We start from the raw sequence: 26,503 nt of genomic DNA on the forward strand, positions 1-26,503 counted from the left end.
TAAAAAGCTCGTACCACTTTATGTTGTGTAAAATGGTACGGGCTTTGTTTTACATATATGAACGAACCGTGAAGAGGATTACTCTTTGGGCAGGCAATGCCCTTTAATTCAGTCGGAGAGTAGTGCGCTGCTGAACTATTTTTTGCACTGATTAACCGCAAACTTAAGCTTTTCGAATAAAGCACGTCGTAGTAAATTACTGAAACTGTGTTAAACGAGAGAAAAAGTCGCTAACAAACGACAAGAAAATTTGCTCGGAAGGGGCTAAATCTCGCGTTGTTGGATAAATGATGCCTACTGTCCGGCGGATAACAGGCATCGCAATAGGGATTTTTACTGTGAGGCGTGGTGTGGAATCATAGAGCGAGCTTTCAGGCAATAGCGTAACACCAATGCCAGCTGCTACAAGGCCTTTTAAAGCATCCATATCCTCTCCCTCAGAGGTAATATTTGGTGCAAAACCTAAAGAGCGACAAGCATCCATTACGACCTTATGTAAAATATAGCCTTCAGGAAACATCACAAAATCATCATTTCGCAAATCGATTAAATTGATTGTTTCGTTTTTAGTTAATGGATGTGATAGAGGAAGCAAGGCATACATATTTTCACTAAATAGTACATTCACATTTAGCGATTCATCCTTTGGTGGAATAGGGCCTAACAGCGCCAAATTCAGCTCTCGATTTTTCACAGCCTCAATTAAATACTTATATGAGCCTTGGCGCAATTGAAAGGCCACATCAGGATATTCGCGCTTAAAGGCTGAAATAACAGTCGGTAATACATAGCTCGCTAAGCTCGTTGGGAAACCAACTTTAATGACTCCTTTTTTCGGGTCTAAATATTCCTCTACTTGTTTTGTAGCGAAATCAATTGCCTCCAATGCCGTAATGCTATGTTCGAGGAAAATTTTCCCGACAGGTGTGAGCTTGACATTGCGACCGATGCGTTCGAAGAGCGGCGTGCCTAGCTCTTCTTCCAAGTTAGCTATTTGCCTGCTGACAGCGGATTGTGCAACATGTAAATGTTCTGCCGCTTCTGAAATATGTTCACGTTCCGCAACTGCAACAAAATAGCGTAATTGACGTAGCTCCAATATAATCACCTCTATTTTTATTATACAGGGTGCCAGGCACTCAAACAATTCTGAATTTTTAATTGAAATCCATTCTCAATTAAATCATTCTTATTGAAAATCTCCTAATTGATAAGCATTTCAAGTTATTCTTAGGAAATTATGCATAGTATAGAAGCTCTTAATAAACTTTCTTACATCATTTAATTAAAATTATTCTAAACTATTTGCAACGATACTCCTTTTCAGTTAAGATTGTACATGACAATAATTATGCAATGGGATACCCATGCAATGAACATTATGGAGGTAATTTAATGGCAACTTTAGAAATTAAAGATCTTCACGTTGAAATCGACGGAAAAGAGATTTTAAAAGGTGTAAACCTAACAATCAACACAAACGAAGTGCACGCAATTATGGGGCCTAACGGTACAGGTAAGTCAACGTTAGCATCTGCAATTATGGGGCATCCTAAATATGAAGTAACACAAGGTCAAGTGTTATTAGATGGGGAAGATGTATTGGAAATGGAAGTAGACGAGCGTGCGAAAGCTGGTTTATTCCTTGCTATGCAGTATCCATCGGAAATCGCTGGTGTGACAAACGCGGACTTCTTACGCTCAGCAATTAATGCGCGTCGTGAAGAGGGCGATGAAATTTCGTTAATGAAATTTATCCGTGAATTAGATAAAACAATGGAATTTTTAGAAATGCCAGAGGAAATGGGTCAACGTTATTTAAACGAAGGCTTCTCTGGTGGTGAGAAAAAGCGTAATGAAATTTTACAATTAATGATGATTAAGCCAGCAATCGCTATTCTTGATGAAATCGACTCAGGTCTTGATATCGACGCATTGAAAGTTGTATCAAAAGGAATCAACGAGATGCGCGGTGAAGGCTTCGGCTGCTTAATGATTACGCACTATCAACGTTTATTAAACTACATCACACCAGACCATGTGCACGTAATGATGCAAGGAAAAGTTGTAAAATCTGGTGGTGCAGAGCTTGCTCAGCGCTTAGAAGCAGAAGGTTACGACTGGATTAAGCAAGAATTAGGTATTGAAGAAGAAACTGTAGAAGCAGATCTATAAGTAGAGGAGGACGAACAAGATGACGGTTGACACAAAATTGGCGTTATCAGCAGAAGAAGTACGCTCGTTCTCACAAAGCAATAATGAGCCAGCTTGGTTTGCTGATTTCCGTGTGGCAGCACTTGCACAAGCGGCTGAACTAGCATTACCAACGCCTGATAAAACAAATATTACAAAATGGAATTTCACTGAATTTCCTAAACATACAGTAGAAAGCGCACCGTACACATCATTAGATAGCTTATCCGCAGAGGTAGCGGCTTTAATCGATGTAGAGGGTCAGCAAAATCTTTATATTCAACGTAATAACACACCAGCATTCATTAAAGTATCAGAAGAGCTTCAAGCAAAAGGTGTTATTTTCACAGATATTCAAACAGCAGTTCGCGAGCATAGCGACTTAGTACAAAAATATTTCATGACAACAGCTGTTAAAGTAGATGAGCATAAATTAGCGGCTTATCATGCAGCACTTGTGAACGGTGGGGTATTTGTTTACGTGCCACGCAACGTTATCGTAGAAGAGCCATTACAAGTTGTTTTCGTTAACGATGATGCAGAGGCTTCATTATTCAACCACGTATTAGTTGTAGCTGAAGAATCTTCAAGCGTGACGTATGTTGAAACATATGTATCAACAATTGAGGAATCAAAAGGGCAAGCAAATATCATTGCTGAGGTTGTTGTAAAAGACAATGCGCAAGTAGTGTTCGGTGCTGTAGATGTTCTTGCAAAAGGCTTTACAACATATGTAAATCGCCGTGCTAACGTTGCACGTGATGGCAAAATCGAGTGGGCACTAGGTTTAATGAATGATTCAGATACAATTTCTGAAAATATTTCACATCTAATTGGTGACGGTTCGGTTGCTGATACGAAAACAGTCGTTGTAGGTCGCGGTACACAAAAGCAAAACTTTACAACAGAAGTACGCCATTGGGGTAAAAACTCTGATGGACAAATTTTAAAGCACGGTGTAATGAAAGACGGTGCACAATCTATTTTCAATGGTATCGGTAAAATTGAACATGGTGCAACAAAAGCAAATGCAGAGCAAGAATCTCGCGTGTTAATGCTTTCTGACAAAGCACGTGGCGATGCCAACCCAATTCTTTTAATTGATGAAGACGATGTAACAGCAGGACACGCGGCATCTGTTGGGCGTGTTGACCCGATTCAGCTTTATTACTTAATGAGTCGTGGCATTTCGAAAGCAGAGGCAGAGCGTCTTGTAATTCACGGATTCCTTGCGCCAGTTGTTACAAACTTGCCAATTGAAGGCGTTAAAAAGCAGCTGACGGAGGTTATCGAAAGGAAAGTTCGATAATGAATATAAAAGACATTAAAAATTATTTCCCTGTACTCAATCAAGAAATAAACGGGCATCCGCTCGTTTATCTCGATAGTGCAGCAACGTCGCAAAAGCCTATTCAAGTAATTGAAGCAGTAAAAAAATATTATGAGTTAGATAATTCCAATGTTCACCGTGGTGTACATACTTTAGGTAACCGTGCAACAGATTCATACGAAGGAGCACGTGAAAAAGTACGCCAATTTATTAATGCTCGTTCTACAAAGGAAGTTATTTTTACTCGTGGTACGACAACAGCTTTAAACACAGTTGCAGCAGGCTATGGTCGTCAAACGCTTCAAGAAGGTGATGAAATTGTCATTACGTATATGGAGCATCATTCCAATATTATTCCTTGGCAGCAGCTTGCAAAAGAAAAGGGCGCTGTTTTGAAATATATTGATTTACAAGAGGATGGCACTATTTCTTTAGACGCAGTACGTGCAACAATTACAAACAAAACGAAAATTGTTGCGATGATGTATGTATCGAATGTTTTAGGAACGATTAATCCAATTAAGGACATTGCTAAAATTGCACATGAAAATGGAGCGATTATGGTCGTTGACGCAGCGCAGGCGGCACCGCATGTGAATGTGGATGTGCAAGAATTAGATTGTGATTTTTTAACGTTTTCCGGGCATAAAATGTGTGCACCAACAGGTATTGGTGTACTATATGGGAAAGAGGCGCTTTTAGACAAGATGGAGCCGATTGAATTTGGCGGCGAAATGATTGATTTCGTAGGTCTTTATGATTCAACATGGAAAGAGCTACCGTGGAAATTTGAAGGTGGTACACCAATCATTGCAGGCGCAATTGGTTTAGGTGCAGCAATTGACTTTTTAAATGAGATTGGCTTAGACAATATCACTGCACATGAGCATAAATTAGCAGCCTATGCAATGGATGAGCTAGAGAAAATCGAAGGCTTACAAATTTTTGGCCCTCGCGACCCAATGCAACGTTGCGGACTTGTTACATTTAATTTAGATGATGTACATCCACATGATGTTGCGACAGTATTAGATATGAATGGAATCGCAGTAAGAGCTGGCCACCATTGTGCTCAACCGTTAATGAAATGGCTTCAAGTTACTGCAACAGCGCGCGCAAGCTTCTATCTATACAATGATGAAGCAGATATTGACCGTTTAGTTGCAGGACTGCGCAGAGCGAAGGAGTATTTCAACGATGTCTTTTAATAATTTAGACCAACTATATCGTTCTGTTATTATGGAACATTATAAAAACCCTCGTAACAAGGGAATTTTGGAAGAAAATAACGTCACAATTGATATGAACAACCCTACATGTGGTGACCGTATTCATTTAACATTAAAATTGACTGACGGTATTGTAGAAGATGCGAAATTTGACGGCGAAGGCTGCTCGATTTCAATGTCTTCTGCATCGATGATGACACAAATCATCAAAGGGAAAAAACTTGAAGAAGCGTTAGAGCTAGCAGATATTTTCTCGAAAATGATGCTTGGCGAGGAATACGACCTAGATAAATACGATTTAGGTGATGTAGAAGCGTTACAAGGCGTATCACAATTCCCAGCCCGCATTAAATGTGCGACATTAGCTTGGAAGGCAATGGAAAAAGGCGTGAAAAGCGAAGCACAATAATTAGACTGAACGGAGGAGAAAAAATGGCTAAAAAGATGCCTGATATTGGCGATTACAAATATGGCTTCCACGATAAGGACGTATCAGTTTTCCGTTCTGAGCGTGGTTTAACAGAGGAAATCGTTCGTGAAATCTCAAATATGAAAGAAGAGCCAAAGTGGATGCTTGATTACCGCTTGAAAGCTCTTGAGCAATTTTATAAAATGCCAATGCCTCAATGGGGTGGCGACCTTTCAGCGTTAAACTTCGATGAAATTACTTATTACGTAAAGCCATCTGAAGCAACACAGCGCTCATGGGATGAAGTACCAGAAGAAATTAAAGCAACATTTGATAAATTAGGTATTCCTGAAGCGGAGCAAAAATACCTTGCTGGTGTATCTGCTCAGTACGAATCTGAAGTAGTTTACCACAATATGAAAAAGGATTTAGAAGACCTAGGCATTATTTTCAAGGATACAGACTCAGCATTAAAAGAAAATGAAGATATTTTCAAGCAATACTGGGGCACAGTTATTCCTTATGCAGACAATAAATTCTCTGCTTTAAACTCAGCAGTTTGGTCAGGTGGTTCATTCATTTACGTGCCACCAGGTGTTAAAGTTGAAACACCATTACAAGCGTACTTCCGTATTAACTCTGAAAACATGGGTCAATTCGAGCGTACTTTGATTATCGTAGATGAAGGTGCACATGTACACTATGTAGAAGGCTGTACAGCCCCTGTTTACACAACAAACTCGCTACACTCAGCAGTAGTAGAAATTATCGTTAAAAAAGATGCATACTGCCGTTACACGACGATTCAAAACTGGGCAAACAACGTCTATAATCTTGTAACGAAGCGTACAGTAGTTGACGCTAATGGTACGATGGAATGGATTGATGGCAACATTGGCTCGAAATTAACGATGAAATATCCATCATGTATTTTACGCGGTGAAGGTGCGCGTGGTATGACATTATCAATTGCATTAGCAGGTAAAGGTCAGCACCAAGATGCAGGCGCAAAAATGATTCACCTTGCACCAAATACATCTTCAACAATCGTGTCAAAATCGATTGCGCACCACGGTGGTAAAGTTTCTTACCGCGGTATCGTACGCTTCGGTCCTAAAGCGACTGGCGCACGCGCAAACATCGAATGTGATACATTAATTATGGATAACGAGTCAACTTCAGACACAATTCCATACAATGAAATTTTAAACGACAACGTGTCACTAGAGCACGAAGCAAAAGTTTCAAAAGTATCCGAAGAACAATTATTCTACCTAATGAGCCGTGGTATTTCTGAGCTTGAAGCAACAGAAATGATTGTAATGGGCTTCATCGAGCCATTCACAAAAGAATTACCAATGGAATACGCAGTAGAAATGAACCGATTAATCAACTACGAAATGGAAGGTTCTATCGGTTAATAGATTACTCAGGGCGTCCAAAAAGCATGCAAAGCACTGCTTTTCGGACGTCTTTTTTTTGCATATCGCAATAACTCGAATGTGAATGATGTAATAATTAACGGTCATTGTGGTACTCTAATAATAGGATTTCATTAAAATTAAAGGAGTGTCTAAAATGGTTGGTGTAGAAATCGATATGGTTGTAACGGATAGTTTGAAGGCATTAGCATTATATGAGAAAATTTTTGATATAGAGCGTGTGGAAGTAACAGATTTCCCTGTTGGCAAAAATGAAGCAGTTTTTAAATTATATGATGTCAGGTTTCATTTATTAGATGAAAATCCTGAATATCAAATGATTGCACCGAAGCCTAATGACCCAAAGCCAATTTGGTTTAATATTTTAGTGCCAAATATTGCAGACACATATGAAAAAGCAATGAAAGCAGGCTGTAAGGAAGTACAAGCAGTTACTGAACTGCCTGATTTTGGCGTATCAAATGCTGTATTCAGTGATGAATTCGGCTATCTTTGGATGCTGCATGAGATGCATAGGGTAGTTAGCTTTGAGGAGCGTGTACAAATTTTAGAGGATAATGAAGCGAATTAGTTCGAAATATTCGTTTCAGAAAATGCTTCCAAATATTTTGTTTTAGTATTTTTAAAAGCGGAAATTAATTAATGACTAATAAACGTCTGAAAGACCGTGCTTTAACACGCTTTTCAGACGTTTTTGGCTAGCTTGAAGTATTTTTAAATTAAGTAGTTTGAACTGTCAAGATTTGTTTTTTACTAGAGGTAATTGTACTTGCCATTTAGGCGGCAGTTTGATTTTTGGCCTTATGATTGCTACAAGCTGAAATGAATAAAGTACATACTAAAAAATAAGCAAACTTTTTTCATAATGCTAAGCTCCTATTATTCAGGGCTTGGAATATGGACAGGTCCTCCCCATTGGGTAAAGGTATTGCTCGTTGTCTCAGACACTTCACCAATTGTTGCTGTTGCAATGTAATAGGCACCTAAATAATTATTCGTTACCCAAAGCTGTACATCTGTGAGTGTAGTGCCAAGAAGATTAATCGGTTCTTCTGGGACTAAATGCCATGCTGTATCAACGAAAGCATCGGCATCGGGTACAGAGGCCTGTTCGACAACATGCCATGTAGGTGCTTGTGCAAAGTTTTCAGCGATGATAAGTGGGTGTCCTAAAACACGAGTTAGTTTTATAACATTTGATGCAATGACTTGCTCACCTGTCCTCGGTTCGTCTGTTTCCTCTACCCAGCCTACGTCGGGCATATTCATCCAACCTGTGTCGCCATCAACAATAACAGACATGTCTTGGCTTTTGACATGCATTGAAAAATCAGGATTCCATTGAAAATCGACCATTGTAGTGCCGGTTGATGAAATCGCTTTATGCGAGCCAGTGCCTGCTGCTATCATCGCATCTGCCATACATGCAGCTAGTTGCTTGCCTTCAATCGTTTTCCCTACCTCAAATAAAATACCTTCACAAGAGGCTAGGGAGCTTAAGCTAGCAGCGGCTTCTTCGTCCGCTTCCACTTCGGTTTCTACTTCTTCGTTCTCATTTTCAGAAGCAGCAGCTTCTTTATTTTCTGTTTCGCTATGATCTGTCGAGCTTTCTTCTGGTGTATTATTGCCACACGCGGCTAATAGCAACATTAAAAAAAGCAGTCCTAGCAATTTTTTCACTATAAAATATCCTCCTTGTATTAAATGTTCAGAAAATTTACCTATCCAAAGTAATAGTAATTCATTATAGGATTCGTTACAAGAGTGCCAAAATAAGGTTTAAATATACAATAAATGTATTTGAATGGAGATATTTATCTACTTGCCTAGGCAATAATAACAAATCCTATAATTTACTTAAGAAACTGTTTTTTCTTGTTTATCGAATTTAGCCATAAAAAATTGCACCTTCGATTCTAGTTATGTCTAACAATCGGGGTGCAATTCAATCGATTTTTTTAGTACGTAAGAGGACTGTCCGCTAAGGTAATTTTGTATGGCAATCACATGTTTCTTTATTAATTTGCTGCTAAACTTGTGCGCTCACGCAATAGTCATAATAAATTGTCACTATCGCATGGGGCTCATATTGGCTTTTCGGACGACTAACTTAGCTTATAACACTTTGTTTTACTGTTAGCTTCGCAAGCTTAATTTCATCCACATCAATACCTAGACCCGGTTTGTCACTTAAACGAATAAATGGAATATCGAATTGCAGATTGCCTACATCCTCGCTATATTTTAGTGGACCTGTTAATTCAACGCTAGTCATTGATTTTTTAGAGAAGGCCACGTGATAGCCTGCTGCTGAGCCAATTGATGATTCGACCATGGAGCCTACTTGACATTCAATATTGGCCATTTCAGCCATAATAGCGAGCTTATTTGCCTTATAAATACCGCCACATTTCATCAGCTTAATATTCACTTTATGCGCGGCCTGCTTTTGGATAATTGTGCGCATTTCTGTCATGCTAACAAGTCCCTCATCAATCATTACAGGTGTAGCAGTCTTCTGTTTAATTTCGACCATGCCGTCAATATCATGTGCTACAATGGGCTGTTCAATCCAGTCGAGATGACAGTTTTCAAGGAGTGCAAGTGCTTGTAATGCGGTTGCGCTATTTTTCCACCCTTGGTTAACATCAACGCGAATGGCGATTTCAGGGCCGACTGCTTCTCTTACTGCTTGAATACGCTTAACGTCCTCTACCATTTTTTCACCAACTTTTAGTTTGAATGAACGATAGCCTTCTTCTATTTTACCCATTGCTTCTTGTGCCATTACTGAAGGGTCTTGAATGCTTAAAACGTGGGTAATTGGAAATGCCTCATGGAAGCGTCCACCTAGTAAATCATAGACAGGAATGTTCAATGATTTTGCAGCGGCATCGTAGCACGCAATATCAAGTGCAGCCTTCGCTGTAGGAGCTGCCAATATTGCAGCATCCATGACATCATGAATGGCTTCCATATTCAGCGGATTTAGACCAATTAAGCGAGGGGCTAAAATTTTCTCGATAATTTCAAATGCGCCGTACATGCTTTCCCCTGTTACGTGCTCATCTGCAACGCCTTCGCCATAGCCGATAACACCATTATCTAAAGTCACTTTGACGATTAAGGAAGGCATCGTATAATAGGTAGCATAGCTAATAATAAATGGTTCCTTTAATGGGAGCTCAATAGCAAATAGTTCGATTTTTTTAATTTTCATATTGTACATCCTTTCTGATTTGGAGGTTTTCTTTTTTATGATGACAATTGCTTTAATTGGTTCAGCAAGCTTTTGCAAGCAAGCACAAGCACTCGCTGAATCGGATTCTTCTTATCAACTGAAATGTTATGCATATAAAGAGCCAGCTGAAGCACCTGAGCTAGTAAAAATGCTTGAGCATTGTGATGTATTAATGTTTTCAGGTTCGCTGCCCTATGCTTTTGCCAAGCAGCAAGTAGAGCAGCTACAAATACCTGTTGTTTATTTACGTCAAGATGTACAAGCTTTAGCAATTACTTTATTAAAGGCTGTTCAATTAGGCTACAATTTAACACGTATTTCTCTTGATTATCGCGATGAGGAAGAGTGGCGAAACTTATGTAACGACCTGCATACTCCACCTACTGTTCATACATTATGTTTGCAAAATGCCCAGCCATCACAGCCTGTAGTCGCCTTTCATCGCAAAGCACTAGCTAGTGGCCAAGTAGATTTTGCGATTACGAGCATTCATGCAGTATATGACCAATTATGTGAGGAAGGTTATCCAGCTATCCACATTGTTGATACGGACAATGACATACTTCATACGCTAGCCAAGGCAAAAGAACAGGCATTATTAGCGAAGGCTGAAGCTGCTCAGGTTGTGGTTGGACTCATTCAAGAGCAGTATTGTTTGCCTGAGGAGCTAGCTACTTTTGCTCAGTTACTAGATGCGACATTAACGAAGAAGGAGCATGGCACCGTTGTCTATTCGACAGTTGGTAAAATCAAATCGGTTATTGCGCACCCTTTGTTCGAAAAATGGCATGGCGCTTTAAATGCTAATGTGCGAATTGCTTTCGGCAGTGGGCATTCAATGGAAGCTGCTTATAATAATGCACTTGTAGCAAGCTCCTTTACACAATCAAAGCAGTTTTATTTTATGGATGCTAAACAAACATTACATGGACCTTACCCGATTATAGAAAAACAAACTGCATTTTCTGTAAAGCATCCACAGCTTACAGCATTGGCACAAGAAGTCCGCTTAAGCCCACAAAATATATCGCGTATTTTTGCATATGCGGCATTGCAAACTAGTGAGCCCTTTACAGCGGCACAGTTAGCGAAATTTTTACAAGTAACAAGAAGAACGGCTGAGCGCATGTTGAAAAAATTACATGATGCCAGCTATGTAACGATTATCGGGGAGCAATCTGCGCACCAAAAAGGTCGTCCCTCAGCACTTTACCGCTTACAGCTTCCAACATTAGTGAAATAACGTGATGCACTACTTTGTTGTCGGAAAATTTCTTGCATATGACAGCAATCTTTTTTACAATAAAACCATGTCGCTAAATGGTCGTTAATTGTATCGTACAAAGCAAAAGTGATGAAGTCAAGAACAAACTAAAAGATTATAGGATGAACGTATAGACAAACGACAATGCATTATGTGAGGAGTTTTTTTATGAAAGAAAAAATGTTGAATATTTTCAGCCATTTACACGCACATGGTGAAATAAGCTTTAAGGAAGTTGAAACGACTAATTATCTCGTTGCATTATTTGAAGCAGCTGGTTTTCAGCCAAAAAGATTTAAAAATATACCTGGTTTTTCTGTTGAAATTGGTTCGGGCTCACCGAAAATAGGGTTGCGCGCAGATATGGATGCACTATGGCAGGAAGTGGATGGAGAAATGAAGGCAAATCATTCATGTGGGCATGATGCACATATGACGATTGTGACAGGCGTTATGCATCGACTAAAGGAAGTAGGTGAATTCAACGGAACAGTACGCGCTATTTTCCAACCAGCAGAGGAGCTTGGCAATGGTTCTTTAAGCGTCATTCAAGAAGGTGTGATTGATGATTTAGATTATTTCTACGGCGTTCATTTACGACCATTTGATGAAATTGCTTTTCCAAATTGTGCAGCAGGCATTCAGCATGGCTCATGTGCCTTTGTAAAAGGGCAAATTGGTGGCGTGGATCATCACGGTGCGCGCCCGCATAAAGGGGTCAATGCAATTGAAGTAGCTGCTTCTATTGTGCATCATTTAGGGTTAACCTACACAGACCCACATATAGCGGCGACTGCAAAAATGACCAATTTATATGCAGGCTCTGAAAATTTTAATATTATACCCGGCAAAGCAACATTTGGTTTAGATTTACGTGCACAAACGAATGCGATAATGGAGGAATTACAGCAGAAGGTAAAAACAATATGTACGCAATTAAGTGCGTTGCATCAAGTACCCATTACAATTGAGTTTTTTGATTATGTTCCAGCAGCAGTTGTGCATGACGAGGCGGCAGCACTTTTAGCGCAGTCAATTGAGCATGTGTTAGAAAGACCTGCCTTCCCAACGATTATTACGCCAGGTGCAGATGATTTTCATTTTTACACGATTGAAAGGCCGCATTTAAAGGCGACGATGCTTGCTCTAGGGGCAGATGTAATGCCCGGGTTGCATGACCCACATATGCAATTTAATCATCAAGCCATTGTCAATGGGATTGAGATACTAACAGATGTCTGCTTACGCACAATGCAACAAGGGTAATGATGTAGTTAGGATAAAGATTGTTACATAAGCTTTGAGTGAACGTAACAGCAGTTTTACAATCGGCATGTATAATATTTTGAAGCCATAATATTCTTCAAGCAGCGGTTAAGTATTGTCCTCACTGAGTGAAGTTTTACTTTATGTTATGATAAAGGGGCATATAGGAGGGGGGAGAGGAAATGATTTCGATTGGGCTAACAGGCTGGGGAGATCATCCTGCTCTATATTCAACGGTGACGACGGCACGTGATAAACTATTTGATTATAGTGGACATTTTCCAATTGTTGAAGTAGATACATCTTTTTATGCCATTCCAGCCAATCAAAATGTCGAAAAATGGTGCCAGGATACACCTGATAATTTTCAATTTATATTAAAGGCTTATCAAGGAATTACAGGACATTTGCGTGATGAGTTACCATATGAGACGCGGAATGATATGTTTCAAGCCTTTTTAGAATGTGCACATACATTTCAGCGCTTAAATAAGCTAGCGATGGTGCTTGTACAATTTCCTCCTTGGTTTGATTGCACAACGAAAAATGTTAATTATATACGCTATGTCAAACAGCAATTACCGAATTTGCCATTAGCGATAGAATTTCGCAATCAAACTTGGTATGCTCCGCAAATGAGGGAGAAAACATTGCACTTTTTACAGGAGCACAACTTTATTCATACTGTTTGTGATGAACCGCAGGCAGGGACGGGCTCTGTTCCGCTCGTACCTGTTGCGACAGCAGATAAGGTGCTATTTCGTATTCATGGTCGCAATGTGCATGGCTGGCGCAATAGTGGCAATGCACATAATTGGCGCAAAGTTCGTTTTCTATATGATTATAATGAAGATGAGCTACAATCAATAGCATCCTATGTAAGGCAATTGCGGCAGCAGGCGCAGGGAGTTTATGTACTGTTTAATAATAACTCTGATTATCATGCCGCGCCAAACGCACAGCGCCTAAAGGAAATACTGGGCTTGCACTTTGAAAATTTATCACCAAAACAACTAAATATTTTTGAAGGGGAATTTTAATGGAATTTATATTGTTATTTATTATTGCGATGACCTCCGGTATTATAGGGGCGCTTGTTGGATTAGGTGGGGGAGTTATTTTAGTACCTGCTACGCTATTTATAGGTATTAATTTAGGGCTGATTCCAGATATTACACCACAAACGGTTGTTGGTCTATCTGTTGTGATGATGATTTTTACAGGTCTCGCCTCAACAGTAACACAAATGAAGTCAAAAACGGTTGATTATAAAACAGGCTTTATTTTCTTTGCGGGTAGTGTACCAGGGACGATGCTTGGTGCATGGATTAATAAAGGGTTAGATTTGCCATCATTTAATTTATATTTTGGTATTTTATTAATTATTCTATCGATTATTTTATTAGTACGTGATAAATTAAAGCCTGTTTATTGGTTTGTCGAGCATGGAAAGAAGCAAACATATATAGATAGTGAAGGCAAGGAATATGTGTATGGTTACCCCATTTGGTTTGCCTTTTTATTAACATTTGCAGTCGGCTGTATGTCGGGGCTGTTTGGCATCGGTGGTGGCTCGATGATAGTTCCGGCAATGCTGATTTTATTCTTATTCCCACCGCATGTGGCTATTGCTACATCGATGTTTTTAGTATTTTTAACATCGATTGTCAACTCTGCTTCGCATATTTATTTAGGAAATGTCCCGTGGTTATATACATTACCGGTTATTCCGGGAGCATATATTGGAGCAAAATATGGTGCAAAATTAAATAAAAAGTTAAAATCAGAAACATTGGTACTTGTATTGCGAATCATTCTATTGTTGTTAGGTGTTCGTTCTATTATAGATGGGCTATTTTGATGCTAAAATAACAGATGGAGCCTCAGGCGAATATTATCGATTTTTAAAGAAAGCTGGTGTGCATTGTGCAAGAAAGAATTCATTTTTTTCATACGAACGATTTACATAGTCATTTTGAATTTTGGATGCGTACGCAGAATTATATTCATGCACAACGTACATTATTAGCTGCACAAGGTGAGCCTAGCTTTTTACTAGATATTGGCGACCATATTGACCGTTCAAATATTTATACGGAGGCAACGAAAGGCAAAGGCAATGTTCAACTATTGAACGAGGCACAATATGATGTTGTGACGCTTGGCAACAATGAGGGAATTACATTTGCTACTGAAGACTTAGAAGCACTATACGAAGATGCACAGTTTGAAGTTGTTGTTGCTAATTTATATGCATCAAAAGGGAAGCAGCCTGCATGGCTTAAGCCGTATACTATTTTAACGACGAAATATGGAACGAAAATTGGGGTTGTAGGTGCAACTGCACAATTCGAAGCATTTTATCGTTCGTTAAGCTGGCAAGTAACGGAGCCGAGAATTGCGATTATCCAGATTGTCGAGCAGTTAAAGGAGCAGGTGGACATTCTCATTTGCTTATCTCATTTAGGAAAGACAGAGGATGAGCTACTTGCAGATGAATGCCCTGAAATCGACGTAATTTTTGGGTCACATACACATCATCTATTCGAGACAGGAAAATTCATTGGAGAGGTGCTGCTAACTGGCTGTGGAAAATTCGGTCAATATGTAGGGCATTTAACCATTGACTTTGACCATCAAACGAAAAGGATAACGAAGCAAGAAAAGGTCATCGAGTGTGCATTGCTCCCTAGCCCGAAAGAGGAGCCAGCATTTTTGCAAGGTTTAATGCAAGAAGCGCAGGAAAAGCTAGATAAACCGATTTTTACAGCACCAAAAACGTATAATAAAGAATGGTTTCATTATTCACAGCTTTCCAATTTATTTGCAGAGGCAATGATTCAATATTCAAGTGCAGATTGTGCCCTTTTCAATGCGGGTATTTTTTTAGAGGACTTGCAAAAAGGCTATGTATCAGCATACGACCTTCATCGGATTTTCCCTCATCCAATTAACTTATGTGCGATTGAGCTTACTGGTACGGAGCTGAAGGAAATTTATATGCAATCAATGAACGAGGAATGGCCACAACTCCAATTTAAAGGGCTGGGCTTTAGAGGAATTGTATTTGGCAAGCTGTTAACCTATCATTTTGATTTGAATGCCCAGCGTGAGCTAATTATTAATGGTGAAGTGGCAGATTTGCAACGCACATATAAATTGGTGACGCTTGATTTATTTACATTTGGTTATTTTTTCCCAAGCTTTAAATATGCCAAAAAACATTATTACCTCCCTTTATTTTTACGAGATATATTAAAACTTTATGGGCAAAATAAATTTAAGTGATGAAAGAGGTCGTCGGAAAAGCTATTTTGAGACGAACCCTTTGCGACGAGTAACCGCAGGTACAAGTATTTTTAGTCAATATTTAATATAGAAGAAGGGCTGTCCGAAAAGATGTACACTTTTCGGACAGCCCCTTCCAAATTTTTTGAGCTAATTAGTTGAAGTTAACCTAAAATTGTCACGCCCTGTGACAACGACCTAATTCCTCTTTATCAGCAAGTGTATAGACATTCGCTGAAAGAAATTAAATTATCATGTATGTTGATTTCTTTTTAATTTGAGAGTATTGTTTTACTTGGATTATGAAGGAGCTATCATTTTTTTGCTGAGGCACTTCTATGTGAGTATGAAAAACTGCGGCAAATATGAGTCGAAATGTTGTTGGCTCAATCAATATGCATGATTTTTTTCATTTGTACATCTATCTTATTTTGTTTATTACTTATATAATAAAAATAATGTATATAGTAGAATTGGGGTTAAATTATAAATATGCGATTAATATCATTAAATGTTGTGAAAGAAGGCATGGTCATTGGGAAGACGATATGGAATGAAGCGGGTCATCCACTCTTGCACCAAGGCGTTGTCATCAATCACCGAATCATTGAAAGATTGCAACAATTAAACATTCGATATATTTATATAGATGATTTAATATCTGACGGCATACAAATTGAGGAAACAGTCGACCCAATTGTTCGTCATAGAGTAGTTAAAGAAATTACAAAGACATTTGAAACGGTTAGAAACCTTAAAGGGGCACAGGCTTCGTATATTATCGAGCAACAGTCAAAGGCTATTAATGGGATTGTAGAGGGGCTACTTGATACGATTGTTGATAGCCATGAATTTTTAACTATTTTATCAGATGCATATTTATACGATCAATACTTATATCATCACTCTTTCCAAGTTACATTATATTCAATTGCCATTGCGAAGGAATTAGGATATTCCTACGAAGAGTTGCGCTTAATTGGCGTTGGTGCAATCTTGCATGATATTGGAAAGTTATTAGTACCAGCTGAAATTTTAAAAAAACCAGGTGCTCTTACAGAGGACGAATATAATGAAATGAAATTGCATGCTCGTTATGGCTTCGATTTGCTACGTAATCTACATTCCATCTCACTCTTGGTAGCACACTGTGCCTTCCAACATCATGAACGCTTAGACGGAAGCGGCTACCCTAGAGGTCTAGTCGAATTTGAAATACACCCATTTGCTAAAATTATTGCTGTAGCAGATGTATTTGATGCTGTTACATCGAATCGTGTTTATCGTGAAAAAGTACTGCCTTCAGAAGGTATTGCCGTTCTAGAAAAAGATGCTGGGACATTATACGATGCAAAAGTTGTCGAAGCATTGAAAAAATGCGTTGTTCATTATCCGAATGGAACCGTACTTACTTTATCAGACGGACGTCGAGGTATTGTTTCACGACAAAATGAGTTACACCCATCTCTGCCATACATAAGAATTTTTGAGGAAAACAGCGAGATGCTTGTAGCTACATATGAAATCAATTTAGCAAATACATTCAATATTACTATTGAAAAAATAGAAACAGAATTTATCCCTTCTGAATAGTTCCCCCTCCTTGCTCATACGAATAGAGCAAGGGGGATTTTTCTGCTTCTACAACGAAGAAAAATGCGATTCAGGCAACATAAAAAACGAGGAAATACAGCCGTTTTTGTCATTTTGACACTTATCGTTGTCATTATATTATTTTTATATTGGATGAATGCTCGTTTAATGCCAACCTATTTACAATATGCAGAAGTGCAAACGAATAAAGTGGCTTCTTTTGTTGTCAATAAAGCGATTAATGCACGCACTTCTAGCGTATTAGATGTGAATGATATTATTGAGAATTTACCGTCGGGCTCAAGTGAAATGATTACGACAAAGTTTAATACGGAAATCATTAATCGTGTTCGCGCAGAAACACAGGCTTTGGTGAAAGAATATTTAGAGCAAGCGGAAAATGGAGATTTAACACATTTACCAAACTTAGAAAATGTCGAATACGATGTCGGGAAAATGGAAGCGGGCGATGGTATCGTTTTTTTTGTACCACTCGGGCAAGCTGCTAATCTTCCTTTACTCGGAAATTTAGGACCAAAAATACCGATTCGATTTCATATTATAGGGAATGTACATAGTGATGTACAATCCACTATTAGAGAATTTGGTATAAATAATGCCTATGTTGAGGTAAGTATTCATTTAGAGGTGAATGTACAAATTATTGTGCCGTTTGCTACGAAATCATCGACAGTAGAGCAGTATATTCCTGTAGCAATTGGCTTAGTGCAAGGTTCGGTTCCACATATTTATACGAATGGTGGAGAAGGCATACAGCCATCGTTAGAGGTACCTGTCCCTTATGATTAACCAAACGTTCGAAAAACAGTACCTAAGCACGCTTTTTGAATGCCCCGCTATAAATAAAGTTGTTGTAGCGCATGGAATATGGTACATTGACTAAAAGTACTAAAGTTTTATTTTGACTTGCGCGGATGTTCAGCTTCTCGCGCAAATCAAAATAAAGCCTCCGGCAAATATCACAGATTTTGAAGAAGCTTTCCTGTGCATGCTTGAAAAAGCTAGCCGAGGCGTAATTGATTTTATGATAGGGGCGAAATTGGATGACATCTTGTAAACCTACAGCAAAAGAAGAGCACATACGCAAGCCAGACTGGTTGAAAATTAAATTAAATACAAATGAACAATATAAAGGCTTAAAAAAATTAATGCGCGATAACAACTTGCATACAGTTTGTGAGGAAGCGCGTTGTCCAAATATTCATGAGTGTTGGGGAGAGCGTCGTACGGCAACGATGATGATTTTAGGTTCAGTATGCACGCGTGCATGCCGTTTTTGTGCGGTTAAAACAGGTTTACCGACAGAGCTCGATTTAGCAGAGCCAGAGCGCGTAGCAGACTCAGTAAAAATTATGGATTTAAAGCATGTTGTTATTACAATGGTAGCACGTGATGATTTAAAGGATGGTGGCGCGGGCGTATTAGCGGAAACAATTCGTGCGATTCGTCGTAAAAGTCCAGCGACATCTGTTGAAGTATTGCCATCTGATTTAGGTGGGATAGAAGAAAATTTACAGATGGTTATGGATGCGAAACCGGATATTTTAAATCATAATATCGAAACGGTGCGTCGCTTAACACCGAGAGTTCGTGCACGAGCAAAATATGATCGCTCTTTAGAGTTTTTACGTCGCTCAAAGGAAATGCAGCCAGATATCCCGACAAAATCCTCATTAATGATTGGTCTAGGCGAAACATGGGATGAAATTTTAGAAGTGATGGATGATTTGCGTGCAAATAATGTAGATATAATGACAATTGGTCAATATTTGCAGCCGACGAAAAAGCATTTGTCAGTTAAAAAGTATTATTCTCCGCTAGAATTCGGGAAGCTTCGCAAAATTGCAATGGAAAAAGGCTTTAGTCACTGCGAGGCAGGTCCATTAGTGCGCAGTAGCTACCATGCAGATGAGCAAGTAAATGCAGCAACAAAAGAACGTCAGGCACAGGCGAAAGCATAGCCATGTGCAAATAGATAGGTGGTATTTCAATGATTGTTGCAGAAGGTTATATTTATGAAGTAATCGAAAATGTGCGAGAAGGCTTTAATGAAGAAGTATTTTTAGAGCGATTCTCAGATATTTTGACGAAATATGATTATATCGTAGGAGATTGGGGATATGGCCAGCTTCGTCTAAAAGGATTTTTTGATGATCGCAATCACAAATCTACCTTTGATACAAAAATCAGTACATTTGAGGATTATTTATTTGAATACTGTAATTTTGGCTGCGCTTATTTTATCGTTCAAAAAATAGGGCGAGCACCACAGCAGGAAGTTGCAGTTGATACAGAGGAATTGATAGAAGAACTATAAAGTGACTAAGTTTCACAGTCTAAAAAATAAGGCTGTCCAAAAGGGTATTCCTTTTCGGACAGCCTTATTTTTTACATTAAATACTTGCGCCTGCGGTTACTCGTCGCAGAAAATACTTGCTCCTGCGGTAGTCACAATAAATTGTCATTAACTTTGTCTCAAAAAAGCTTTTCAAACACGCCCTTTTAGCATGCTGCGTGAGTCCTTAGCTTAGTAGCTCTGTCAAATACGCACGCAAATCAGCTGTCTCTTCCTCGGTGCGATTGTAGACGTGCTCTAAATAGCCCGGCTCCTCTACATCGTCGGGACCGATAATCGCAAAGCGACCGAACTGAATATCTAAAACAAGTACTTTACCAAAAAAGCGTCCACTTTGTAATATCGCTAAATCATAACGCTGTGTTTTGCCTGCGAAGCTAACGAAGCGCGTTTTCGTATCCTCTACATCATCATATAAGAAAAATCTTTCCATTTGAATTTCTATCTCCTTTTCGTATCTCTAGAATATGTTACTATAGATAAGAAAACACTATCAACTATTTAGGTACTAGGAGGCGTTTTGAATGTATTTCGTAGATCGAAATAAAATTTCATTAAACTTACAACATTTAGATACATTGCTGGCGATTTTTGAAGAGCAAGAAAATTGGCTTGAAAATGATATGACAAAGCTAGCACTTGAGCGTATCGGTCATAATGTAATGGAATCGATGATGGACGTTGGTAATTTAATGATTGATGGCTTTATTATGCGCGACCCGGGCAGTTATGAAGATATTATCGATATATTAGTAGATGAGAAAGTCATTTCACCAGATATGGACGCGTCTCTAAAAGCTGTTGTAGGCTTGCGTAAAATGCTTGTACGCGAATTTATTCAAGTGGATGATGAAGAAGTCATAAAAGTGCTTTCAGGCTCGTTAGGGGCCTTAAAACAGTTTTCAGGCAAAGTGCAAGATTATTTAACGAATGAGCTTGGACCTGTTTCCGCATTTTTGCCTGAGGATAAATAAATGAAGCGCTATAAAGCATATTGTTTTGATTTAGACGGAACGGTTTATCGTGGAAACAAAGGGATTGACAGTGCCATTACCTTTATTCATAAATTGCAACAGGAGGGCATTGAACCGTTTTATGTAACGAATAACTCTTCAAAAACGCCTGTGCAATTGCAGCAAAAATTAGCGGCATTAGGCATTGCTGCGCCTTTAGAGCATATTTATTCGAGCGCAGTCGTGACGGCGACATATATAAGTGAGCGATTTCCCCAGCAAAAAGTGCAGCTTATTGGCTCGGATGGTATTCGAGAGGCCCTGCAATCCCAAGGGATACATATTACAGATGAAGCGGATGCAAAGGTTTTTGTGATGGGGATTGATCGAGAGGTAAATTATTCAAAGCTAGTAAATGCCTGCTTGGCTGTGCAGAATGGTGCACATTTAATTGCTACAAATGAAGATGTTAAATTTCCAACAGAGCAAGGCTTCGTGCCTGGCAATGGCTCCTTTGTAAGGCTTGTAGCAAGCGTAGGAGGTGTAGAGCCTGTCTTCATTGGCAAGCCATCACCAATTATGTTAGAAGCGATTGCCTCAACACATCATTATTGTAAAAATGAAATGGTATTGATTGGCGATAATTATCAAACGGATATTTTATGCGGCATTCGCTTTGGCTGTGATACGGTTCATGTGAATACAGGTGTTACTCCTACAGAGCAAGCCCAATTGCAGAAAGAACGACCTACTTATTGCTTGAGCTCGTTGGAAGAGTGGCTGTAAAACAGAAGAATAAAAGCTATATCAAAATTATTTTGATATAGCTTTTTGTTGTTTATTCAAAATTGTTGACTCATAAATTAAATGCAATAGGTATTTATGATGATTTTCAAAATGGAATATATGTTTTCATGAAAATAAAAAAATTGCAAGAGTTGTTTTTTTAAAATCGAGTATGATACAATAAATGCAGTTCAAAATAAACACTATATATAGTGTTGTTTTTCTGAAAAACGCACTACATATAGGAAATATAGCGAGGATGGCTATATAAAGGGCTTTCCTCATACATCTAGCGCGTTACCTTGTTCAGATTTTGTATAGATTATAAGTATACATGGCGAGAAAAAAATGGAAAATTAAAATTTAGTTTTCTAGCAATAAGAATTGTTCGCAATAATTATGCTAATACATAATCGTTTCACTTGTATATGTGGCAAAGCACAATGGTACATGCTATGAAAAAATAAATGGAAAGAGGTTATCGTAATGATCTTGTACACAAAAACAGTTTGTCCAAAATGTATGTTTGTTAAATCGGAGTTAAATGAAGCTGGTTTAGAGGGGCGCTACGAAACAGTTAATATAGATTTAGATGCTGCGGCAAAAGAGAAAATCGTCAATGCAGGTTTCTTAACGGTTCCGATTTTAGAAATCGACGGTCAGCTAATCCATGATTTTTCACAAATTAACGAAGAGATTAGCAAGCTAGTTGGATGATTGTCTTTGCAAGCAGGACAGGAAATGTGCGCTTTATCATCAATCAGCTCCAATTACCGAACATTGAGATGACGAAGGGGCTCAAGCTTTCTGAGCCCTATTTATTATTTACTTATACGGATGGACTTGGTACAGTGCCACAAATAGTAGAGGAATTTTTGCAAGAAAACGCTACGTTTTGTAAAGGTGTGATTGCAAGCGGCAATTCCAATTTTGGGCACAATGTTTTTTGCGGCTCCGCCGATAAAATAAATGCCACTTATCAAATACCGATTGTTCGCAAACTAGAGCTTCGGGGATTTGCACACGATTATGAAGCAATTCGAGAATATTATCAAACTGTTATTGAAGGTGGGGAAAAGATTTGAAAGAGTATTTAAAGCTCAATAATGATTTATTGAATAGTTATAGCTCGACAGGCATTTTAGATTTGGACAAGGATAAAGAAGCGACACGTAAGTATTTTTTAGAAAATGTCAATGTGAAAATGCGTTATTATATAGACTTGGAAGAAAAGCTTAAATATTTAATCGATGAAGGATACTATGAAAGAGATTTTTTAGAAATGTATCCGATGGAATTTATTAAAAGGTTATTCAAAATAGCTTATTCTTATAAATTCCGTTTTCCATCCTTTATGAGTGCCAGCAAATTTTATGAAAGCTACGCAATGAAAAGCCGTGACGGTCAAGAGATTTTAGAGAAATATGAGGATCGCATTACGATTATTTCGTTATATTTAGCACAGGGAGACCAAAGCCTTGCAGAGCGTGCTGTACGCAGTATTATGGAGGCATATCAGCCCGCGACACCAACGGCACTAAACAGCGGTAAAAAGGCGCGTGGTGAGCTAGTAAGCTGCTTTAAATTGACGGTTGATGATACGATGAATTCCATCGCAGAAAATATCGGTTATTGCCTAGAGCTTTCTCGTTTAGGGGGAGGCGTAGGAACATTGTTAACGGATTTACGCCCATTAGGCGACCCGATTAAAGGGATTTTAAATCGTGCTAGCGGCGTTATGCCTGTTGCTAAGCTATTAGAAAACTCTTTCTCCTATTCCAACCAGCTAGGGCAGCGCAATGGCTCAGGCGTTGTCTATTTGAATATTTTCCACGGTGATATTGAAGAATTTATTTCATCGAAAAAGCCTAACGCTGACGAAAAAATTCGCTTAGCGACATTATCGACAGGGGTTATTATCCCATCGATTTTCTTTGAGCTAATGAAGCGTGACAAAGATATTATTTTATTTAGCCCATACGATATTTATCGTGAATATGGCAAGCGCATGTCCGAAATTAGCATGACGGAAATGTATTATGAATTGCTTGATAATCCGAACATTCGAAAACTAAAGCGCATTAATGCACGTAAGCTTTATACGGAAATTAAAAAGACACAATTTGAATCGGGCTACCCATTCGAGGTGTTTGATGATAATGTCAACGAAAATCACGCATTAAAAGGCCTAGGCCGAGTGAAAATGTCGAATTTGTGTACAGAAATTTTACAAGTACAAACGACGAGTGATATTACAGATATGGATCAGCCAAATGTTTACGGCTTAGATGTATCGTGTAACTTAGGCTCTATCGACATTTACCGCGCAACAAAAAGCGAAAACTTTGAAGAGCTTATTACGACAAGTATGCAGCTCTTAACGAATGTATCATTAATGACAAATATTAAAAATGTGCCATCTGTAGCGAAGGCGAATAAATTAATGCATTCTGTTGGTCTTGGGGTAATGAACCTTCATGGTCATTTAGTGCAATCGAATATTTTATATGGTTCACCAGAGTCAATTGAATTTGTCGATTACTTTATGGAAGCATTAAATTACTATTCATTACAAGCATCTATGCAAATTGCCAAAGAGAAGGGTGAAACATTCTATCGTTATGAGGAGAGCGAATACGCCAACGGTAATTACTTTGACTCTTATATAGCAAAAGAAGAGAGAGAGCCATCGAAAGCGGTTAAAGAAGCATTAGGTAATGTGCCGCTAATTACTGCTGCAATGTGGCAGGAGCTAAAAGAGCAGGTAGCTGAGCATGGCGTATTTAACGCCTACCGCCTAGCTGTTGCACCGACAGGCAGTATTTCCTATATTCGCAGCAGCACAGCATCACTTGCACCATGTACAGAGCGCGTGGAAATTCGAGACTATGCAGATAGTCGTACAATTTATCCGATGCCGTTTTTAAATAATGATAATCGTCATTTATATGTGGAAGCATATGAAGTTGATCCATATAAATTAATCGACCTATATGTAGCAGCACAAAAGCATGTCGATCAAGGAATTTCAATGACATTATATGTAACTGATCGTTGGACAACAGAACAATTAGCGAAAGTGTATATTTATGCTTGGATGAAGGGCATTAAAACAGTATATTACGTGCGTCAACGATTACAAACTTTAGAGGAGTGTGTATCATGCTCAATTTAAAACCATATGAGGCGGTTAACTGGAATAAGCCGACAAGCGATTTGGCGAAAGTATTTTGGGACCAGCAATGGAAGCAAATGTGGCAGCCAGAGGAGATTGCTGTATCAAAGGATATTAAACAGTGGAAAGACTTTGAGCACCAAGATACGTACAAAAAAGTATTCGGTGGCTTAACATTGTTAGATACGGTGCAAACGAATATCGGCATGAACGAAATTGCGAAATATAATAATGATTTGCAGGAAAAAGCCGTATTAACTGTTTTCGGCTCTTTTGAAGCGATTCATGCAAAATCCTATTCGTATATTTTTACAACGTTATGTAATAACGATGAAATTGATGCGGTCTTCGAGTGGGTTAAGAAAAACGAATTTTTACAATATAAGGCGAAACGCATTAGCGATGTTTATTTAGCAATTAAAGAAAACGATGATGAGTCATTATGGAAAGCGATGTTTGCTTCTGTTATGCTAGAAAGCTTTTTATTCTACTCCGGCTTTTTCTACCCGCTTTATTTAGGTGGGCAAGGTACTTTGCGTAATAGCGCGGAAGTTATTTCCCTCATTTTACGTGACGAATCAATTCATGGTGTAGCAATTGGCTTCTTTGCACAAAATATTTTCCGTAAATTCTCTCCAGAAAAGCAAGACGAGCTAAAAGTATGGGGCTATGAGCTATTGTTAGACCTGTACCAAAATGAAATGAAGTATACGGAAGATATCTATGCTGAAACAGGGCTTTCCCCAGAAGTAAAAGCTTATGTGCGCTTCAATGCAAATAAAGCGTTAATGAACTTGGGCTTAGATACGATGTTCCCTGAGGAGGAAGTAAACCCAATTGTTATGAATGGTATTCGTAACGAAGGTTCAACATACGATTTCTTCTCTCAAAAAGGCTCAACATATGCACTAGCAAAAGTTCAGCCAATTACAGATGAAACGTTTAATTTTGATTTTTTTGAGAAGTAATTTGATGAAAAAGAAGCGTCCAAAAACAGTGCATTGCTATGTTTTGGACGCTTTTTGTGATGCTTAAGCAAAGGAATCATAAAGAAGAGCTTTTTGAAAATGGGCTAAACTCAGAGCTTAGCTGCTTTCTTTTGAATTTAAAATAAAATAAGGGCACAGCTAACCTTTCACTGCACTGAGGAGAAGTTCGACTTTTGAAATAGTCCCCTTGTTCACATAGCCTAAATTTTAAATTGGCACATAAGGTTCCTCTTTGGATATAGTTCGTGTATGATTAGAATTATATTGAAAGAGGAGTAGAAGTTTTTATGAAACAATTTGCAAACAAATTACAAAATCATGTTCGCGACTTTCATATCGCGTTTAAACACCCTGCACCAGAGCAGCTTGTGCCAATGGAGCGAGAGCGAGCAATTAACCGTAGCGTTTGGACAGCCGAGGAGGCGATTGAGTTTATTGCAGCTTCTTGTTCAACGAAGGAGGAGTTTGCGGCAAGCTACGAGTATTTTTTAGCTGGTATTCAAAAGGCATATGAAAAATCATTAAATGGCGAGTTTCCTCAAAGCACTGAAGAAAAAGTAATTGCCCAAGCAGATGCTTTAGCAGACCAATTATATTTTTCATTCGGTTCGGCAGTAGAAATCGGAGTAGATATTGAGCCCGTTTTTGATATTGTACAAGGCGCAAATATGTCGAAGCTTTTCACAGATGAGAATGGCAATAAATACGCGAAATGTCGTGAAGATGGAAAGATTATTAAGTCACCAGACTTTTATAGTCCAGAGCCATTTATTAAAGAAGAAGTGTTAAAACAGATGAAATAATAAAGAGCGTCCAAAAAGCGTGCATAGCACTGCTTTTTGGACGTTTTGTTTGTGTTTTATTGAAAGAATAGCCATTTTAAAATAAATAAATAAAGTCCATACCTCCATAACCACAAAGACACCTCAGTGTTTTCGAACAGCATCATTAAAAACACTGAATTTTAG

At 38.6% G+C, this 26,503-nt stretch carries 26 protein-coding genes; 22 read left to right on the forward strand and 4 right to left on the reverse strand.

Going from position 1 to position 26,503, the window contains the following annotated elements:
- Positions 1–196 precede the first annotated feature (196 nt).
- Positions 197–1,099, reverse strand: a complete 903-nt coding sequence (locus MHH70_RS17045) for a LysR family transcriptional regulator (protein ID WP_066166609.1) — start codon at positions 1,097–1,099, stop codon at positions 197–199.
- 296 nt (positions 1,100–1,395) lie between these two features.
- On the opposite strand from MHH70_RS17045, the gene sufC reads away from it, so the two are divergent.
- From sufC to MHH70_RS17075, 6 genes are all read left to right on the forward strand, one after another.
- The gene (gene sufC / locus MHH70_RS17050) at positions 1,396–2,175 is read left to right on the forward strand and encodes a Fe-S cluster assembly ATPase SufC (protein WP_107943146.1); all 780 of its coding nucleotides are present in this window, start codon (positions 1,396–1,398) and stop codon (positions 2,173–2,175) included.
- A 19-nt stretch (positions 2,176–2,194) separates the two neighbouring features.
- The gene (gene sufD, locus MHH70_RS17055) at positions 2,195–3,502 is read left to right on the forward strand and encodes a Fe-S cluster assembly protein SufD (protein WP_342472077.1); all 1,308 of its coding nucleotides are present in this window, start codon (positions 2,195–2,197) and stop codon (positions 3,500–3,502) included.
- On the forward strand, positions 3,502–4,731 hold the full coding sequence (locus MHH70_RS17060; RefSeq protein ID WP_066166601.1) for a cysteine desulfurase: 1,230 nt from the start codon (positions 3,502–3,504) through the stop codon (positions 4,729–4,731). Before sufD ends, MHH70_RS17060 begins: the two co-directional genes overlap by 1 nt.
- Positions 4,721–5,161 (forward strand): Fe-S cluster assembly sulfur transfer protein SufU, encoded by a 441-nt coding sequence (gene sufU, locus MHH70_RS17065; RefSeq protein ID WP_066166598.1) that lies wholly within the window; start codon positions 4,721–4,723, stop codon positions 5,159–5,161. The genes MHH70_RS17060 and sufU overlap by 11 nt, the downstream gene beginning before the upstream one ends.
- A 23-nt stretch (positions 5,162–5,184) precedes the next feature.
- Positions 5,185–6,582, forward strand: a complete 1,398-nt coding sequence (gene sufB, locus MHH70_RS17070; protein WP_066166595.1) for a Fe-S cluster assembly protein SufB — start codon at positions 5,185–5,187, stop codon at positions 6,580–6,582.
- Positions 6,583–6,739: 157 nt separating this feature from the next.
- A complete protein-coding gene (locus MHH70_RS17075) occupies positions 6,740–7,174 on the forward strand; it encodes a VOC family protein (protein WP_066166592.1) in 435 nt (144 codons plus the stop codon).
- A gap of 308 nt (positions 7,175–7,482) precedes the next feature.
- Here the strand turns inward: MHH70_RS17075 and MHH70_RS17080 are convergent, their stop codons facing one another.
- Together MHH70_RS17080 and MHH70_RS17085 are read right to left on the reverse strand one after the other, a co-directional pair.
- Positions 7,483–8,283 carry a hypothetical protein gene (locus MHH70_RS17080; RefSeq protein WP_342472078.1) on the reverse strand — a complete coding sequence of 267 codons (801 nt, stop codon included), beginning with the start codon at positions 8,281–8,283 and terminating at the stop codon, positions 7,483–7,485.
- A 430-nt stretch (positions 8,284–8,713) separates the two neighbouring features.
- Positions 8,714–9,823 carry a dipeptide epimerase gene (locus MHH70_RS17085; RefSeq protein ID WP_342472079.1) on the reverse strand — a complete coding sequence of 370 codons (1,110 nt, stop codon included), beginning with the start codon at positions 9,821–9,823 and terminating at the stop codon, positions 8,714–8,716.
- Between the two features lie 37 nt (positions 9,824–9,860).
- On the opposite strand from MHH70_RS17085, the gene MHH70_RS17090 reads away from it, so the two are divergent.
- The 9 genes from MHH70_RS17090 (at position 9,861) to MHH70_RS17130 (ending at position 19,593) form a co-directional block, all read left to right on the forward strand.
- On the forward strand, positions 9,861–11,087 hold the full coding sequence (locus tag MHH70_RS17090) for a helix-turn-helix domain-containing protein (RefSeq protein ID WP_342472080.1): 1,227 nt from the start codon (positions 9,861–9,863) through the stop codon (positions 11,085–11,087).
- 189 nt (positions 11,088–11,276) lie between these two features.
- On the forward strand, positions 11,277–12,374 hold the full coding sequence (locus tag MHH70_RS17095) for an amidohydrolase (RefSeq protein WP_342472081.1): 1,098 nt from the start codon (positions 11,277–11,279) through the stop codon (positions 12,372–12,374).
- A gap of 182 nt (positions 12,375–12,556) precedes the next feature.
- The gene (locus MHH70_RS17100) at positions 12,557–13,414 is read left to right on the forward strand and encodes a DUF72 domain-containing protein (RefSeq protein ID WP_107943142.1); all 858 of its coding nucleotides are present in this window, start codon (positions 12,557–12,559) and stop codon (positions 13,412–13,414) included.
- Positions 13,414–14,235, forward strand: a complete 822-nt coding sequence (locus tag MHH70_RS17105; RefSeq protein WP_066166576.1) for a sulfite exporter TauE/SafE family protein — start codon at positions 13,414–13,416, stop codon at positions 14,233–14,235. The genes MHH70_RS17100 and MHH70_RS17105 overlap by 1 nt, the downstream gene beginning before the upstream one ends.
- A gap of 65 nt (positions 14,236–14,300) precedes the next feature.
- On the forward strand, positions 14,301–15,662 hold the full coding sequence (locus tag MHH70_RS17110; protein WP_342472082.1) for a bifunctional UDP-sugar hydrolase/5'-nucleotidase: 1,362 nt from the start codon (positions 14,301–14,303) through the stop codon (positions 15,660–15,662).
- A gap of 492 nt (positions 15,663–16,154) precedes the next feature.
- The gene (locus MHH70_RS17115) at positions 16,155–17,255 is read left to right on the forward strand and encodes an HD-GYP domain-containing protein (protein WP_342472083.1); all 1,101 of its coding nucleotides are present in this window, start codon (positions 16,155–16,157) and stop codon (positions 17,253–17,255) included.
- A gap of 63 nt (positions 17,256–17,318) precedes the next feature.
- Positions 17,319–18,065 carry a sporulation protein YunB gene (gene yunB / locus MHH70_RS17120; protein ID WP_066166567.1) on the forward strand — a complete coding sequence of 249 codons (747 nt, stop codon included), beginning with the start codon at positions 17,319–17,321 and terminating at the stop codon, positions 18,063–18,065.
- Positions 18,066–18,319: 254 nt separating this feature from the next.
- Positions 18,320–19,237: a lipoyl synthase gene (gene lipA / locus MHH70_RS17125; protein WP_066166563.1), complete on the forward strand. Its 918-nt coding sequence runs from the start codon at positions 18,320–18,322 to the stop codon at positions 19,235–19,237.
- Between the two features lie 29 nt (positions 19,238–19,266).
- Positions 19,267–19,593: a YutD family protein gene (locus MHH70_RS17130; RefSeq protein ID WP_066166560.1), complete on the forward strand. Its 327-nt coding sequence runs from the start codon at positions 19,267–19,269 to the stop codon at positions 19,591–19,593.
- 205 nt (positions 19,594–19,798) lie between these two features.
- Here the strand turns inward: MHH70_RS17130 and MHH70_RS17135 are convergent, their stop codons facing one another.
- A complete protein-coding gene (locus tag MHH70_RS17135; RefSeq protein WP_066166557.1) occupies positions 19,799–20,065 on the reverse strand; it encodes a DUF3055 domain-containing protein in 267 nt (88 codons plus the stop codon).
- A 91-nt stretch (positions 20,066–20,156) separates the two neighbouring features.
- On the opposite strand from MHH70_RS17135, the gene MHH70_RS17140 reads away from it, so the two are divergent.
- From MHH70_RS17140 to MHH70_RS17170, 7 genes are all read left to right on the forward strand, one after another.
- Positions 20,157–20,606 (forward strand): DUF86 domain-containing protein, encoded by a 450-nt coding sequence (locus MHH70_RS17140; protein ID WP_107943141.1) that lies wholly within the window; start codon positions 20,157–20,159, stop codon positions 20,604–20,606.
- Positions 20,607–21,371: a TIGR01457 family HAD-type hydrolase gene (locus MHH70_RS17145; RefSeq protein WP_107943140.1), complete on the forward strand. Its 765-nt coding sequence runs from the start codon at positions 20,607–20,609 to the stop codon at positions 21,369–21,371.
- 486 nt (positions 21,372–21,857) lie between these two features.
- Positions 21,858–22,088, forward strand: a complete 231-nt coding sequence (locus tag MHH70_RS17150) for a glutaredoxin (protein ID WP_066166549.1) — start codon at positions 21,858–21,860, stop codon at positions 22,086–22,088.
- Positions 22,085–22,456: a class Ib ribonucleoside-diphosphate reductase assembly flavoprotein NrdI gene (nrdI, locus tag MHH70_RS17155; RefSeq protein ID WP_107943139.1), complete on the forward strand. Its 372-nt coding sequence runs from the start codon at positions 22,085–22,087 to the stop codon at positions 22,454–22,456. Before MHH70_RS17150 ends, nrdI begins: the two co-directional genes overlap by 4 nt.
- The gene (gene nrdE, locus MHH70_RS17160; protein ID WP_107943138.1) at positions 22,453–24,546 is read left to right on the forward strand and encodes a class 1b ribonucleoside-diphosphate reductase subunit alpha; all 2,094 of its coding nucleotides are present in this window, start codon (positions 22,453–22,455) and stop codon (positions 24,544–24,546) included. The genes nrdI and nrdE overlap by 4 nt, the downstream gene beginning before the upstream one ends.
- The gene (nrdF, locus tag MHH70_RS17165) at positions 24,534–25,514 is read left to right on the forward strand and encodes a class 1b ribonucleoside-diphosphate reductase subunit beta (protein ID WP_342472084.1); all 981 of its coding nucleotides are present in this window, start codon (positions 24,534–24,536) and stop codon (positions 25,512–25,514) included. The genes nrdE and nrdF overlap by 13 nt, the downstream gene beginning before the upstream one ends.
- A gap of 308 nt (positions 25,515–25,822) precedes the next feature.
- A complete protein-coding gene (locus tag MHH70_RS17170; protein WP_066166537.1) occupies positions 25,823–26,338 on the forward strand; it encodes a hypothetical protein in 516 nt (171 codons plus the stop codon).
- The last annotated feature ends 165 nt before the right edge of the window (positions 26,339–26,503 follow it).

Origin of the sequence: Metasolibacillus sp. FSL H7-0170, assembly GCF_038593115.1 — a bacterium.
Lineage (GTDB): Bacteria > Bacillota > Bacilli > Bacillales_A > Planococcaceae > Metasolibacillus > Metasolibacillus fluoroglycofenilyticus.

What these genes read in the sequence shown, in the direction of transcription:
- sufC (WP_107943146.1), top strand. Translation starts at nt 1,396, where the DNA reads ATGGCAACTTTAGAAATTAAAGATCTTCACGTTGAAATCGACGGAAAA.
- sufD (WP_342472077.1), top strand. Translation starts at nt 2,195, where the DNA reads ATGACGGTTGACACAAAATTGGCGTTATCAGCAGAAGAAGTACGCTCG.
- MHH70_RS17060 (WP_066166601.1), top strand. Translation starts at nt 3,502, where the DNA reads ATGAATATAAAAGACATTAAAAATTATTTCCCTGTACTCAATCAAGAA.
- sufU (WP_066166598.1), top strand. Translation starts at nt 4,721, where the DNA reads ATGTCTTTTAATAATTTAGACCAACTATATCGTTCTGTTATTATGGAA.
- sufB (WP_066166595.1), top strand. Translation starts at nt 5,185, where the DNA reads ATGGCTAAAAAGATGCCTGATATTGGCGATTACAAATATGGCTTCCAC.
- MHH70_RS17075 (WP_066166592.1), top strand. Translation starts at nt 6,740, where the DNA reads ATGGTTGGTGTAGAAATCGATATGGTTGTAACGGATAGTTTGAAGGCA.
- MHH70_RS17085 (WP_342472079.1), bottom strand. Translation starts at nt 9,823, where the DNA reads ATGAAAATTAAAAAAATCGAACTATTTGCTATTGAGCTCCCATTAAAG.
- MHH70_RS17090 (WP_342472080.1), top strand. Translation starts at nt 9,861, where the DNA reads ATGATGACAATTGCTTTAATTGGTTCAGCAAGCTTTTGCAAGCAAGCA.
- MHH70_RS17095 (WP_342472081.1), top strand. Translation starts at nt 11,277, where the DNA reads ATGAAAGAAAAAATGTTGAATATTTTCAGCCATTTACACGCACATGGT.
- MHH70_RS17100 (WP_107943142.1), top strand. Translation starts at nt 12,557, where the DNA reads ATGATTTCGATTGGGCTAACAGGCTGGGGAGATCATCCTGCTCTATAT.
- MHH70_RS17105 (WP_066166576.1), top strand. Translation starts at nt 13,414, where the DNA reads ATGGAATTTATATTGTTATTTATTATTGCGATGACCTCCGGTATTATA.
- MHH70_RS17115 (WP_342472083.1), top strand. Translation starts at nt 16,155, where the DNA reads ATGCGATTAATATCATTAAATGTTGTGAAAGAAGGCATGGTCATTGGG.
- yunB (WP_066166567.1), top strand. Translation starts at nt 17,319, where the DNA reads ATGCGATTCAGGCAACATAAAAAACGAGGAAATACAGCCGTTTTTGTC.
- lipA (WP_066166563.1), top strand. Translation starts at nt 18,320, where the DNA reads ATGACATCTTGTAAACCTACAGCAAAAGAAGAGCACATACGCAAGCCA.
- MHH70_RS17130 (WP_066166560.1), top strand. Translation starts at nt 19,267, where the DNA reads ATGATTGTTGCAGAAGGTTATATTTATGAAGTAATCGAAAATGTGCGA.
- MHH70_RS17135 (WP_066166557.1), bottom strand. Translation starts at nt 20,065, where the DNA reads ATGGAAAGATTTTTCTTATATGATGATGTAGAGGATACGAAAACGCGC.
- MHH70_RS17140 (WP_107943141.1), top strand. Translation starts at nt 20,157, where the DNA reads ATGTATTTCGTAGATCGAAATAAAATTTCATTAAACTTACAACATTTA.
- MHH70_RS17145 (WP_107943140.1), top strand. Translation starts at nt 20,607, where the DNA reads ATGAAGCGCTATAAAGCATATTGTTTTGATTTAGACGGAACGGTTTAT.
- MHH70_RS17150 (WP_066166549.1), top strand. Translation starts at nt 21,858, where the DNA reads ATGATCTTGTACACAAAAACAGTTTGTCCAAAATGTATGTTTGTTAAA.
- nrdI (WP_107943139.1), top strand. Translation starts at nt 22,085, where the DNA reads ATGATTGTCTTTGCAAGCAGGACAGGAAATGTGCGCTTTATCATCAAT.
- nrdF (WP_342472084.1), top strand. Translation starts at nt 24,534, where the DNA reads ATGCTCAATTTAAAACCATATGAGGCGGTTAACTGGAATAAGCCGACA.
- MHH70_RS17170 (WP_066166537.1), top strand. Translation starts at nt 25,823, where the DNA reads ATGAAACAATTTGCAAACAAATTACAAAATCATGTTCGCGACTTTCAT.